This window comes from Actinotignum vesiculae (assembly GCF_051267215.1).
GTDB classification, from domain to species: domain Bacteria; phylum Actinomycetota; class Actinomycetes; order Actinomycetales; family Actinomycetaceae; genus Actinotignum; species Actinotignum schaalii.
The window spans coordinates 1-12,967 of record NZ_JBOZGG010000003.1; the positions used below are offsets into that span (position 1 = coordinate 1).

The window sequence follows — 12,967 nt, forward strand, 5'->3', positions numbered from 1 at the left end:
GATGTCCGTGGCCTACCCTGACCGGTTTAATAAGTATTTATAAACAATGCTCACACACAAACAACTTGACACACTCAGCGCATCAGAAAGATAACGGAAATCAAGAGTTGCGACCAACTCTTCCGGTTCCATTTCACCCAGCAGGCGCCACAGAGGCTTTCCAGCACGCTTGGCTTTAATATCCCAAAGCGCTGAGAGCAATGCACCGATAGCCATATGCTCCACGCCCTTCTCGGGACCAAGCCACCGCAGTTGGGAATCCCCTACGAGCAGATCCCACGCGAGTCGCATATTGTCGAGCAGCTCTTCAACATTACGCCCGACGAGCGTGTGAGCCATAGAGTTCATTGCCGCGCAAACAACATCATTTCCACGACCAATGGTGAACACAAACCCAACACCGATAATTCCATCATCAGCATCAGTAGAAATCTCCACATAAGCCGACGAGTAGTCAGGGTCGGGATTCATCGCATCCGAGCCAGAGAGCGTGTTAGATGTGGGGAATCGAAAATCGTACGTTTTTACGCCGGTAATCTTACTCACGAGTAAACTCCTTTGTTTTAGTTACCCACCGTGGAAGTTCCACGTCATGAACCCTAGTCCCATTTGGGGAACTATCCTAGGACCTTTTGCGACCAAGATTTGCACCCAGTGCGTAAAACTGCACAAATACGCGGGTTTAGTATTTAGGTATGACACACTTCACACATTCTCATAATCTCGCCAAAGCTACAGGAAATAATAATTTCAGGTTCAAAACAAATGCGGGGCGACTCTTCCCGCATGACTTTGAATCGTTTCCGGTTCCTCAAGGCTCCTTACGAGAGGAGGCGCACAAGCAACAGTCAACCATCTACAATTGAGTTCCATAAAATGGAACTGGTGGTCCGTATCGATCTAGAAGAAGGTTCTTCTCTTGAGTACCAAACAGAGCCCGAGCGCAGCCGATAAAACTCTCATTGTTCTTCAGGCAGCACTGCAACACCCCCGTTTTACCGACATCGTTAACGCGACCGGCCTGGCAAAATCTAGTGTGCATCGCCTTCTCCAAACTTTGGTGAAGTACGAGTTCATTGCGGTAAGCCCTGACGGAAACTATTACGCCGGACCGGCTGCTTTGTCACTCGCCGCAACAGCATTCGAAAGAATCGACATCTCTCAACAAACGAAACCCTACATCCGACAACTTGCCCGCGAAGTTGGGTGCCAAGTGCACATTGGGGCGAGGAACGGTAAAGATGCCGTTTATGTTGCCATACAAGAAACTGATACCCCGTACCGCATACCATCACGAATTGGGGATCGGCTTCCTCTCCATTCAACTTCAATTGGTAAGTGTTTCCTCGCCGAGGAAGAGGATGAGGCGATCATTCGTTACGTGGCAGAGATGCAACTCCCTAAACATACACCCCGAACTATTTCGACAACCGCTGAACTGATAAAAGAAATCGACACAGTTCGTGACCGCGGGTTCGCTATTGACGACGAAGAGAATGTTCCCGGAATTCGATGTGTTGCCGTCCCTATTCGCAACCATCTTGGACGGGTGAACCATGCATTATCAATCACGACTTTAACATTGGAGAAAAGCATGGACGAAGTCATTGCCTTGGTTCCTCAAGTTAAACAAACCGCAGCAAAGATCTCGCGTTCTCTTGGTGCTAAAGAATCCTGAGAATAATCAACCGAGTATTTGGAGTGAACTACCCCAGCTCCATGCGCTCCTCACATGTGCGGCGCTGCGCCTCGAGTTCCATGAGGCGGGCGAAGTGCTGCTGGTAGGCGGCATCTTCCGGATTGGTGCGCTGGAGCGCGGAACGCACGTCCTCGATTTGGCGTAGCACACCTAGCCGAATGAGCGCGAGGGCAATCCCCCACACATAGTGCGGGAGGCGCTGCACATCGGTCTCCGGGAGCGGCTCGGCGGCGAGCTGGGAAATCACTCCGGCTAGCTCCGGGCCACCGGCCGCAATCACCGCCTCCACGTAAGCGGCACTCGCCTGGGGCTCGGCGTGTTCTACGTCCATACCCGCGCCGGTCAGCTGCGCGAAGCGCTCGGCAAATACTCGGGTTCCGCCCGCCGCCCGAATCGCCGTATGAATGGCGTGGTGCACCGGATGGGTGAACGTATGCGGAGGCAGATTATCCATCTCCGCCCGTGCCGCAAAAGCCGGAAGCTGAAGATAAATCTCCAGCGCAGCCCGCTCGACTTTTTCGGTAGGGTCACGCAGCTGCGACACCGGCGGCAAGGTCGCCGCCCGGTGGGTACCGGCATCGGCCGCACTCCCCTGCACTGTACCCGTCCTTTGCGCTGCCGCCTGGTACGACGGCGCATTCCCCGGCTGCACCGCGACTCCCGCCTGCTGCGCACCGCCGGCCGCTAGCGCCCTCGGGGTGTGCTCGCTGGCTGCCTCCAGCACCGCGCGCGCCTGGGCTCGCCCCTGGCGCCCGGCTTCCGCCACCGCCTGGCGCACCACGTGCTCATCCATGCCGAGCCAGCCGGCCAGATTCCGGGTGTATTCCCCGCGCAGTACCCGATCTCTAATCCCCGCCACAATCGGCGCGCTCACCCGTAGCCCGGCGCTGCGGCCCTCCGCGGTGGTGAGCGGAAGGTCCTCAATCAGGGAGCGAATCGCGAATTCGAAAAGGGGGCGCCGCCCGGCGATTACCTCGCGCAGCGCCTCATCCCCGCGCTGGAGCCGCACATCGCAGGGATCCAGATTATCCGGCGCAATCGCCACGTAGGTTTGGGTGGCGAAAGCCTGATCTTCCCCGAAAGCACGCAAAGCTGCCTTCTGGCCGGCACTATCGCCGTCGAACGTAAAAATAACCTCGCCGCCGTAAGCCTTCCCGGAGGAGAGCACCACCCCGGCGGCCGGATTGGCGCCGTCGCCCAAAAGCCGCCGCACAATTTTGACGTGCTCCGCCCCGAAAGCTGTACCACACGTTGCTACCGCCGTGGTGATTCCGGCCAGGTGCGCGGCCATGACGTCCGTATAGCCCTCCACGATGACCACGGAACGCGAGGTCGCGATCTCCTTTTTCGCGAGGTTGAGGCCGTACAGCACCTGCGATTTTTTGTAGATCGGTGTTTCGGGGGTATTGAGGTATTTCGGGCCGCGGTCATCCTCCCCGAGGCGGCGCGCCCCGAAGCCGATAGGTTCGCCGGTGATGGAGAAAATCGGCCACATGAGCCGCCCGCGGAAACGGTCGTAGAGCCCGCGGTTGCCCCGGGTGGCCAGGCCCGCCGTTTCGATTTCCCGGTCGGAAAAGCCGTGGCTGCGCAGGTGCGTGTAGAGCGCGTCCCAGGAGTCCGGGGCGTAGCCGCATTCAAAATGGTCAACGGCCGCCCGCTCAAAACCACGTTCGGCCAGGAGCGTGCGGGCCGGGGCCGCCGCCGGGGTATCGAATTGGGCGCGATAGAACTGCACGGCAACCCGGTGCGCATCGATGAGCCGCCGCTTGGACGGCTCCCCCGGCCGCCGTTCACGCGCGCCCTCGTAATGCAGCTCGATTCCGGCGCGCCGCGCCAGCAGCTCAACCGCCTCCACAAAATCAATACTTTCGGCCCGCTGCACGAAAGCGAAAACGTCGCCGCCTTCCCCGCAGCCAAAGCAATGCCAGCGCCCCAGGTTCGGGCGCACGTGGAAGGACGGAGTTTTCTCGTCATGGAAGGGGCACAGGCCTTTGAGGGAGTCCACCCCACCGGGGCGCAGGGCCACGTACTGGGAGGCGACGTCGTCGATCCGCACCGCGGCGCGCACCCGATCGATGTCTTCCCTTTTGATGAGCCCGGCCATGCCGCCTAGTCTAAGCGAGCCCGCCGCGCAGCGCACGCTCGAACCGTTTCACGCGCTCACCGCGTTCCGCACGCGCGAACCGCGGCGCACGCCGGGGCCGCGGGCGCCGGAACATCAGTGCCGGAACATCAGTGCCGCAGCATCCCGCACAGGTGCGCGTGCCACTGCCGCGCCGAGAGATCGGTGAGCGAAGCGACCTGGTCAATCACCAAACGCAGCCGCGCGTCCTTATCGCTGCTCGCCCACAATTCCGCCAGGTGCGGCTCCAATTCATCCGGATTCTCCAAGAGCGCCTCGACGAGGTCGAAAATAATGGCCCGCTGCTCCACGTAATGCGGTTCGTGTTCGCGCGGAGCCATAACATAGGCCACCGCGATCCCTTTGAGAACCGTAATTTCGGCAAAAGTTTCTGGTGGTACGACGACGTTACCGTTGTAGCGCACCAATTTGCCATGCCCGGACTGCGCCCAGGTTGCCTGGCATACGGCGGAAACAAAACGGCCGATGAGGTCGGAAGTGAGGTCCTTCATGCGGGCAAAATCACGGTAATTGCCACCGAAGTGCACCGGCCAGGCTTCTTCGCGCAGCAGGCGGTCGAGGGCATCGGAAAGCTCCCCCGCGCTCGGTTCGCCATACCAGGCCAGGGTATCCTCCACGACTTTCTGGCGCTCCCCCGGGTCGGTCAGGCAGGACGGGTCGAAGAAACCGCGGGCGATCGCATCCTCAACATCGTGGACGCTATAGGCAATATCATCGGCCAAATCCATGATTTGGGCTTCAACACAGCGGTCGTGCCCGTGCTCGCCGTGAATCCACTCGAAAACATCGGCATCATCGCGATAGTAATTGAATTTCGGGGTGCCGCCCGGGCCTTCGTTATTGCCCCACGGGTATTTGATGACGGCATCCAGGGTGGCGCGGGTGAGGTTGAGGCCGGCCGGACGCCCGGTGTGGGTGGTGCGTTTCGGTTCCAGGCGGGTGAGGATCCGCAAGGTCTGGGCATTGCCTTCGAAGCCACCGATCTCCTCCCCCACTTCCGCGAGGGCCCGCTCCCCGTTGTGCCCGAAGGGCGGGTGCCCGAGGTCATGACACAAGCACGCGGTTTCTACGATATCCGGGTCGCAACCGAAGTTTTTTGCCAGCGAGCGCCCGATTTGGGCCACTTCGAGCGAGTGGGTGAGGCGGGTGCGCACAAAATCATCCGATTCGGGCCCGAGCACCTGGGTTTTCGCGCCCAGGCGGCGCAGCGCCGAAGAATGCAGCACCCGCGCGCGGTCGCGTTCAAAATCGGTACGCGAACGAGATTTGGGTGGTTCATGCACCCAGCGCTCGCGGTCATCCGGCCCGTAAACTTCGGCCGCCCCAAATAAATCCGTCACAGCTAGAGGGTACCAAGCCCGCGGGCGGTGCGGTGGCGGCGAGCGGAGCGGTCGTGACGGGCAGGGCACCGGGCCTGAGGCAAGCGCCGCGTCGGGGCTGGGGCAGCCAGCACACCGTGGCCGGCGCGGTCTCCGCGCCGTTGCCCGTTTAGCCGCCGGAAATATCGAGTTCGGCTTCGTGGATCCGGGCGGCCTGCTCCGGGGTAAGCTCGCGCGAATCGAGCCAGCCCTCGGGGAGATGCGGGCGCTTTTCCCCGCCGGCGCGCCCGCGTTTACCTTCCGCGGCCGCCGGATAGGGCTGATCCAAGTCCAGGGCCTGGAGGCGTTCGTGGAGTTCCTCCAGGGTGGAGACCAGCCCTAAGGAGTGGCGGGTTTCCCCGCCCACCGCGAAGCCCTTGAGATACCAGGTGATGTGCTTGCGCAGCTCGCGCATGGCCTTATTTTCGCTTCCGAAATGCTCCACCGAGAGGCGGGCGTGGCGCTCGATCATCGCGGCGACTTCGCGCAGCGTGGGGCGGCGCTGGGCGCTGGCCCCGTGCATGAGGGCAGCCAGATCATAGAAAATCCAGGGCCGGCCCTGGCAGCCGCGCCCGACAGCTACCCCGGCGCAGCCGGTATGGGCGCGCAGCGCGGCGGCATCTGCGGCGTCGAAAACATCACCGTTACCAAAGACGGGCAGGTCCGTGGAGTCTACGAGCTCCGCAATAAAATCCCAGTTCGCGTGGCCGGCGTAATGCTGCGCGGTGGTGCGCGCGTGCAAGGTGAGCCCGGCAACCCCGTAATCTTCGGAGATGCGGGCGACGTCCCGGAAAGTTTCGTGGGCGGCGTCGATGCCGATGCGGAATTTCACGGTGATGGGTACGGCGTGATCGCGCCCGCGGTTCGCGGCACCCGCTGCTGCGGTGGCCTGGCGCACCAGGTCCTCGTACAAATCCAGTTTCCACGGCAGGGCCGAACCGCCGCCTTTGCGGGTAACTTTGGGGGCCGGGCAGCCGAAGTTGATATCGATATGGTCCGCGCGGTTTTCATCGATGAGGAGCCGCACCGCCGCGGCCACCACCTTGGGTTCTACCCCGTAGAGCTGGATGGATCGCACCGGATCGCTCGGATCGGGCTGGATCATGGTCATGGTTTCCGGGGTGCGTTCCAGCAGCGCCCGGGAGGTAATCATTTCGCAGACCCACAGCCCGGCCGGGGCGTAAGATCCGGGCGCGTGGGGTTGCGGGGAGGGCGTATCCGGTGCATTGCTGGCGGTCGCACCCGGAGCATCTTTCGCGGCCGTCGCGTTTTTTGTGCCCGTCGCGTCTTTCGCGCCCATCGCGCGCCGAATTCCCGCTTCGGCTTCTTCACGGCAGAGTTGGCGGAAAGGCGGGTTGGTCACCCCGGCCATCGGCGCGAGCATGACCGGCGTGGCCAGAGTCAGATCGCCTAGCTGAATCGCCGGCCATGCGGCATTCTCCGCCATACGCTTCCCTTCTTCCCGTCCTGCGTCATGGATGAGGGTACCGCACAGCCAGGAGCGAGAGTTATTCCGTGAGCTAAACACCCAGCTATATGACCTGCATCACGGTAGGCTACAAGTGAACTCGCCAGAGTTCCCAGGCAGATTGCGTTCTTCCCGCACCGCCCACGCCGCGTGGGGCCTAGGCTCTTCCGCCGTGGCTGGGAAGAGGTGTCACCACCACACGTGAGCAGTTAGCTTCGGCTACCTGGCCTCGGTTCTACATTTTCTATCAGGAAGGCACACCACATATGGCCGAGAACAAGAATGTTCAGGATCTCCTGAACGCCACCGCATTTGATTCCCATAACGATAAGCTCGGCGGAGTTAAGGAGGTATTCCTTGACGCCGAAACGGGCCAACCCTTCTTCGTGGAAGTGGGCCACGGACTCTTCGGTATGTCCTCCAGCCTCGTTCCGCTGCGCGGTTCGCACCTTGAGGGTGAAGAACTCCACCTGGCTTTCGTCAAGGATGCGATCAAGGATGCCCCTGATTTCGATGTGGAACAGGGCATCACCCCCGAAGAGCAGGACCGCCTGCTCGCCCACTACCATCTCACGGATGCTCACGAAGGCGACCGCTACGCCACCGAGGTTCCGCCGGTAGGTACCGGTGAGCCTCGCACTGCGGCCGAGCATCCCGCCCCGGTAACTGACGCGGATGATAATTCCGTGGTTCGTTCTGAAGAGCGCCTCAATGTTTCTAAGGACAATGTGGCGACCGGTACCGTGCGGCTGCACAAGTACGTTGTGCATGACACCGAAACGGTGGAGGTACCCGTGACCCGCGAAGAAGTACGGGTGGAACGCACCCCTATCAAGGAAGGTGAAGAGTACGTTGGTGAAATTTCTGAAGGGGGCGCCGCTGTCACCCTTCATGAAGAACGCGTCAATGTAGAGAAGGAAACCGTACCCGTTGAGCGGGTATCTCTCCATAAGGATGTCGTGCAGGATACCGAAACGGTCTCCGAAGATGTAGCCAAGGAACAGATCGAAATCGAAGACGAAACGGGCCGCTCTACCAAGTAGTAGGCTCGTGAGAAACCTGACCTGCTAGGCAGAGCCAGGCAGGAACGTGAGCCGCACAGGAACGTGAGCCGCGCGGGCACGTCAGCCGCGCAGCGAAGCTAGGGAAAGAGGAAGAATGGCTGAGGTAACCGTCCGCGACATTATGGATGCCACCGCTTATGACCGCTCCGAGGCGGAGATTGGGCCGGTGCGCGAGGTATTCCTCGATGATGCCAGCGGGCAACCCACCTTCGCTCTCATCGGGCGGGGATTATTCAATCTTCGCTCCGCCCTGGTTCCGCTGCGCGGTTCGCGCCTGGTGGAGGGCAGGCTCATCCTCTCGGTTTCCGCAGAAGCGGTGGCCAGTGCTCCGGCCTGGTCGGTGGAGGACGGCCTGACCGAGGACCAACAGCAGCGTATTTACGAACATTTCGCCCTCACCGATATCGCCGACGGCAAAGAGCACGCCACTAACGCTTAGGCACCGGATCTCCACGGGGAACCTGACCTCCGAGGGGAAGCTGCTCTCCACGGCGAACCCGATCTCCACGGGAACCCGGTCACCAAGGTATCGCCTGTTGTTTAGCCGCCCCGGGGAGCCACAAGCTAGGCGCTCACCCGATCCCGCCCCGGTGCCACAGGGGCGAGGAGCGCGGCTACCGCCGTCGTCAAAGGAATTGCTAATACCAAACCAACGGAAGCAGCCAGGGTGCGGGTGATCTCCTCCGCGATCTGCTCCACCTGCATGAGGTCAAGGAACGACCGCTGGTACATCGAGGCAAGAATGAGAAGGGGCAACGAGGCCCCCACGTAGGCAAAAGCCAGCGTGTAAACGGTTGAGGCAATGTGGTCGCGCCCGATGGCCATCCCGCGGCTGATGAGGCGGCGGCGCGGCGTGCTCGGCGATTCGGCATGCAGCTCCCAAATGGTGGAAACCTGAGTAATAGTGACGTCATTGAGGGCCCCGAGCCCGGCCAGAATAATCCCCGCCAGCAGCAGCGTGCGCATATTGATACCGCCCAGGCTCCAGGACAGCATCGCGGTTTGTTCCCCGCCCGTACCGCTAAGATTTTGGGCGCCCACCGCCCACACCGCCACCGCCGTGGTGATAAGAAGCCCGAGGAAAGTGCCGATAATCGCGGTGGTGGTGCGGATAGAAATACCGTGGGCCAAATAAATCGAGGCGAACATCATCGCCGAGGCCCCGGTGAGCACCACCGCGAAAGCATTTCCGCCGCCGGCCAACGCCGGGATAATAAAGAATCCGACCACCAGGAAGGACACCCCCAGGCCCGCGAGCGCCGCCAGCCCTTTCCAGCGTGCCACCGCCACAATGACCAGCACGTACAGTCCGGCGAGCAGCGCCAGGGGCATCCCACGCTCAAAATCAACGAAAATATGGGCAGTGCCCGAGGTGGCCATGGCCGGGTTGAAACGGGCTTCGATCACGTCGCCCACTTCCAACCCGGAGGCCACCACCTCCGCGGGGACGTGCACGGGAACCGGCACGCCCTCGACCTCCATCTCCACCGGGGTCTGGCCCTGGGGATCCGTCTGCCCCACCGAGGTAATCGGCCCGCTCACCATCTGCACGCCCGGGGAATTCAGCGGAATGGAGCCCACCGGGGACTCCCCGCGCGGCCACAGCACCGCCAGCGCAATCGCGGTAAGCAGCGCTAGGGGAACAACAATAGCGGCAAGCAGGCGCCCGACCTTGCGGCGCACCCGCGCCGGGACCTCAATATCTGAATGATGATGCACGCCTTCAGGCTACCGGCCCGCCGCCGCGCGTGGGAACAGGTGTTTCCTCCCGCGGCACCGCGTGGGAGGTGTTTCCTCCCGCCGCCGCGATACTCACTCGCTAGACTGTATACATGCATTTCACCACCTTGACCGCCGAGGAATACGCTTCCGCAACCCGCCACAGCCCGCGTCTTTTCCTCGCCCAGCTTCCCGAATACGGCCAGTGGCGCACCGAGCAGGGTGACGCCGTTGATTATGTGGGGGTGCGTGATGGCGCACAGCTGCGCGGCGTCGCCCTTATTACCTACCAGCCGTGGAAAAAGCTTTTTACCCGCGCCATTATTACCAATGGCCCCACCCTGGATTGGGAGGACGGCGAGCTGGTGGAGTTCTTTTTCACGCAGCTCGCCGCGTATCTTGCCACCAAGAAACGGGTGATTGCGCTGCGCATCACCCCTAATGTGCCCGCCGCTTTCTATGAGGACACCACGAAAATTGCGGATTCACCCCTGGGGGCGCGGGTGACCGAGCAGCTGCGCGCAGCCAGGTTCCAGCATATTCCCGTCGATCCCAATGACCCGGCCGATATTCATTTTATTTATACGAAAGATATTGCCGGGAAGAATTTCGAGGAGATCGCTGATTCCCTCACGAAAACGATGCGCCGCCAGGTCAAACACGTAGGGCGCTACGGCGTGGAGGTGCATACCGGCGGGGTCGAACTGTGGGGTACCTTCCACCAGCTTTATGAATCCTCGCGCGAGCGCACCGAGATGGCTGAGATCTCGGATTATTCCGCGCAGCTGTATACCGGAATGATGGAGAAGCTGGGCCCTGAGCGGGCTTTCCTCGCGATTGCCTACGCGCATCCGGCCACCTACCTGGAGGAAATCACCGCGAATATCGCTCGCCTCGATGAGCAGATCGCGCAGAATTCCACCGAGCCGCGCACCCGCAAAAAGGAGGGCGCCCTCAAGGAGCTCGGCAGCCAGCGCGCTTCCCTCCTCAAGCAGGAAACCGAGGCCCGCGATTTAGCGCAGCGTTACGGCAATAATGTGCCTTTTGCCGGGGTTCTGGCCTGAGTCGTGCAACTTTTTGAGTTTTAAGATTTTCTCGAGTGTTTGGCCTGGTCAGAGGGTTGTGGTTGGTGGTTTTGGGTCACTAAAAGGGTGGTGGTGTTTTAGCTAGACTGGGATCATGGCACCTTTCCTACGTAAAGTGAGAACCGCCTCGGGTGCCACGGCCGTGCAGATCGTGGAAAAACAAGGCCGGGTAAACCGGGTTATCAAACACCTCGGCTCGGCACACGACGAGGCCACACTGGCGGCATTACTCGAGAAAGGCCGCCAAGAACTCTCCCCGGGCCAGTTAAAACTCGATTTATTCGATAGTGGTAGCCCTGGTAGCCCGCGTGCTTCTACCCTGGCTAAACGCTCAACACTACTGTGGCAAGTCCTCCAGGACGCCTACCGGGTAGTGGGCTTCGACCAGGCCATTAGAGACAACGTATTTGAGCAGTTGGTTTTAGCCAGAATTGTTGAACCGGCCTCGAAAGCCGACACGATCCGTATCCTCGACGAGCTCGGTGTTGAGCACGCGAGTTTGCGTACCATATTCACTACCCTGCGTCGCTGCGCGGATAAAGACTACCGATCCCAACTCGCCCGGGCGTGTTTCGGCCACGCCACAAAATCCGGGGATTTATCACTGGTGTTGTATGACGTGACTACCTTGTATTTCGAGGCTGAACGCGAGGACGAGGACGGGGACGCGAATGAGGGATTACGTAAAGTCGGGTACTCGAAAGAAAGACGTGTTGACCCTCAAATCGTGGTGGGTTTGCTGGTAGACCGTGGCGGGTTTCCTTTGGAGATCGGTTGTTTTGAGGGTAACAAAGCCGAAACTAAAACCATTCTCCCAGTCGTGAAAGGCTTTCAAGCCCGTCACGGGTTAGATAGTTTCGTGGTGGTAGCAGACGCAGGAATGCTCAGCGCCAACAACCTCAAGGAATTAGACGCAGCCGGGTTCAGGTTCATAGTCGGGGCCAGGCAAACCAAAGCACCCTACGACCTGGAATCCCATTTCCACTGGCATGGCGCGTCTTTTACTGACGGGCAGATTATCGACACGGTCACGCCCCGGCATGCCAACACGAAAGTCAATGACAAGTTGAAGGAAGACGAGCCTGTGTGGGATGAGACTATGGTCAAGTCCTGGCGGGCTATCTGGCAGTACTCCGCAAGGCGAGCCCGCAGGGATGGACTCACCCTGGAAGCCCAACGCCGGCGTGCTATGGAGGCGATAGAAGGCTTCAAGCCCGCGCGTAAACCCAGGTTCGTGAAAACCACTCGTAACGGTTGTAGTTTCGATGAGGTGGCCTTTGAACGTGCCCGGAGGCTAGAAGGATTGAAAGGCTATGTCACTAATATCCCGATCGCGGTGGCTCCGGCAACGCAAATCGTTGATTCCTACCACGAATTGTGGCACGTGGAGCAGTCTTTCCGTATGTCTAAATCGGATTTACGGGCCAGGCCGATATTCCACCGGAAACGTGAGGCAATCGAAGCGCACCTGACCGTGGTGATGGCGGCTTTGGCTATCTCCCGTTATCTCTACCAGGAAACCGGGGTCACGACTAAAAAGCTCGTACGCTTGCTACGCCCGATCCAGGAACAAACCATCCTTTATCAGGGCCATGAAATCCGTTCCAGTGATCCCATCCCGCCCCAAGCCCAAGAAATCCTAGACAGTCTGGGTCACTAAAGTTGCACGACTCAGGAGATCGCTGATTCCCTCACGAAAACGATGCGCCGCCAGGTCAAACACGTAGGGCGCTACGGCGTGGAGGTGCATACCGGCGGGGTCGAACTGTGGGGTACCTTCCACCAGCTTTATGAATCCTCGCGCGAGCGCACCGAGATGGCTGAGATCTCGGATTATTCCGCGCAGCTGTATACCGGAATGATGGAGAAGCTGGGCCCTGAGCGGGCTTTCCTCGCGATTGCCTACGCGCATCCGGCCACCTACCTGGAGGAAATCACCGCGAATATCGCTCGCCTCGATGAGCAGATCGCGCAGAATTCCACCGAGCCGCGCACCCGCAAAAAGGAGGGCGCCCTCAAGGAGCTCGGCAGCCAGCGCGCTTCCCTCCTCAAGCAGGAAACCGAGGCCCGCGATTTAGCGCAGCGTTACGGCAATAATGTGCCTTTTGCCGGGGTTCTGGCTTTCCGCTGGGGTGATGAGCTGGTGCAGTTGCTCCGCGGTTTCAATAAGGATTTCACCACCTATAACCGTGATTACCCGGTGGAATCGACCCTGCTGCGCTGGGCGGCCGCCCACGATATTTCCACCTACAACACCCTCGGGATTTCCGGTATTTTCGACGCCACCGGCCCCGATTACCCGGTGCTCGAGTACAAGCGCAAGCTCAACGGGAACGTGGAGGAATTCATCGGCACCTTCGCGCTGGCGCTGCGCCCGGAAGCCAAGCTCACAGGAGCGTTATTCTAGCGGTTCTGGCACGCCACCCCGCCG

The 12,967-nt window shown here is 60.4% G+C and carries 11 protein-coding genes; 6 read left to right on the plus strand and 5 right to left on the minus strand.

Features of this window, described 5'->3' with window-relative positions; all coding sequences use genetic code 11:
* Positions 1–12 precede the first annotated feature (12 nt).
* A complete protein-coding gene (locus tag ACRQHG_RS02305) occupies positions 13–546 on the minus strand; it encodes an enolase-like domain-containing protein (RefSeq protein ID WP_435719388.1) in 534 nt (177 codons plus the stop codon).
* Positions 547–919: 373 nt separating this feature from the next.
* Here ACRQHG_RS02305 and ACRQHG_RS02310 point away from each other — a divergent pair, with 373 nt between their 5' ends.
* A complete protein-coding gene (locus ACRQHG_RS02310; protein ID WP_087070638.1) occupies positions 920–1,678 on the plus strand; it encodes an IclR family transcriptional regulator in 759 nt (252 codons plus the stop codon).
* Positions 1,679–1,706: 28 nt separating this feature from the next.
* Here ACRQHG_RS02310 and dnaG read toward each other — a convergent pair whose 3' ends face one another.
* From dnaG to dusB, 3 genes are all read right to left on the minus strand, one after another.
* Positions 1,707–3,803 (minus strand): DNA primase, encoded by a 2,097-nt coding sequence (gene dnaG, locus ACRQHG_RS02315; protein ID WP_180948680.1) that lies wholly within the window; start codon positions 3,801–3,803, stop codon positions 1,707–1,709.
* A 128-nt stretch (positions 3,804–3,931) separates the two neighbouring features.
* Positions 3,932–5,182 (minus strand): deoxyguanosinetriphosphate triphosphohydrolase, encoded by a 1,251-nt coding sequence (locus ACRQHG_RS02320; RefSeq protein WP_320754163.1) that lies wholly within the window; start codon positions 5,180–5,182, stop codon positions 3,932–3,934.
* A gap of 148 nt (positions 5,183–5,330) precedes the next feature.
* Positions 5,331–6,647, minus strand: coding sequence for a tRNA dihydrouridine synthase DusB (gene dusB, locus ACRQHG_RS02325; RefSeq protein WP_410374495.1), 1,317 nt, complete (start codon positions 6,645–6,647; stop codon positions 5,331–5,333).
* Between the two features lie 287 nt (positions 6,648–6,934).
* Between dusB and ACRQHG_RS02330 the strand changes: the two genes are divergently transcribed.
* Together ACRQHG_RS02330 and ACRQHG_RS02335 are read left to right on the plus strand one after the other, a co-directional pair.
* Entirely contained in the window at positions 6,935–7,711 is a 777-nt protein-coding gene (locus tag ACRQHG_RS02330) for a YsnF/AvaK domain-containing protein (protein ID WP_284889595.1), read from the plus strand.
* Between the two features lie 115 nt (positions 7,712–7,826).
* The gene (locus ACRQHG_RS02335) at positions 7,827–8,171 is read left to right on the plus strand and encodes a PRC-barrel domain-containing protein (protein WP_320753742.1); all 345 of its coding nucleotides are present in this window, start codon (positions 7,827–7,829) and stop codon (positions 8,169–8,171) included.
* Between the two features lie 125 nt (positions 8,172–8,296).
* On the opposite strand, the gene ACRQHG_RS02340 is transcribed toward ACRQHG_RS02335, so the two are convergent.
* The gene (locus tag ACRQHG_RS02340) at positions 8,297–9,451 is read right to left on the minus strand and encodes a YibE/F family protein (RefSeq protein ID WP_284901226.1); all 1,155 of its coding nucleotides are present in this window, start codon (positions 9,449–9,451) and stop codon (positions 8,297–8,299) included.
* A 113-nt stretch (positions 9,452–9,564) separates the two neighbouring features.
* Between ACRQHG_RS02340 and ACRQHG_RS02345 the strand changes: the two genes are divergently transcribed.
* The 3 genes from ACRQHG_RS02345 (at position 9,565) to ACRQHG_RS02355 (ending at position 12,943) form a co-directional block, all read left to right on the plus strand.
* Positions 9,565–10,515 (plus strand): lipid II:glycine glycyltransferase FemX, encoded by a 951-nt coding sequence (locus ACRQHG_RS02345; protein ID WP_435719389.1) that lies wholly within the window; start codon positions 9,565–9,567, stop codon positions 10,513–10,515.
* Between the two features lie 115 nt (positions 10,516–10,630).
* Positions 10,631–12,196 carry an IS1634 family transposase gene (locus ACRQHG_RS02350; RefSeq protein ID WP_320754604.1) on the plus strand — a complete coding sequence of 522 codons (1,566 nt, stop codon included), beginning with the start codon at positions 10,631–10,633 and terminating at the stop codon, positions 12,194–12,196.
* An 18-nt stretch (positions 12,197–12,214) separates the two neighbouring features.
* Positions 12,215–12,943 carry a peptidoglycan bridge formation glycyltransferase FemA/FemB family protein gene (locus tag ACRQHG_RS02355; RefSeq protein WP_435719479.1) on the plus strand — a complete coding sequence of 243 codons (729 nt, stop codon included), beginning with the start codon at positions 12,215–12,217 and terminating at the stop codon, positions 12,941–12,943.
* Positions 12,944–12,967: the final 24 nt, after the last annotated feature.

Excerpts from the sequence above, each read along its gene's own strand:
- dnaG (WP_180948680.1), bottom strand. The coding sequence starts at position 3,803 with ATGGCCGGGCTCATCAAAAGGGAAGACATCGATCGGGTGCGCGCCGCG.
- dusB (WP_410374495.1), bottom strand. The coding sequence starts at position 6,647 with ATGGCGGAGAATGCCGCATGGCCGGCGATTCAGCTAGGCGATCTGACT.
- ACRQHG_RS02330 (WP_284889595.1), top strand. The coding sequence starts at position 6,935 with ATGGCCGAGAACAAGAATGTTCAGGATCTCCTGAACGCCACCGCATTT.
- ACRQHG_RS02335 (WP_320753742.1), top strand. The coding sequence starts at position 7,827 with ATGGCTGAGGTAACCGTCCGCGACATTATGGATGCCACCGCTTATGAC.
- ACRQHG_RS02345 (WP_435719389.1), top strand. The coding sequence starts at position 9,565 with ATGCATTTCACCACCTTGACCGCCGAGGAATACGCTTCCGCAACCCGC.
- ACRQHG_RS02350 (WP_320754604.1), top strand. The coding sequence starts at position 10,631 with ATGGCACCTTTCCTACGTAAAGTGAGAACCGCCTCGGGTGCCACGGCC.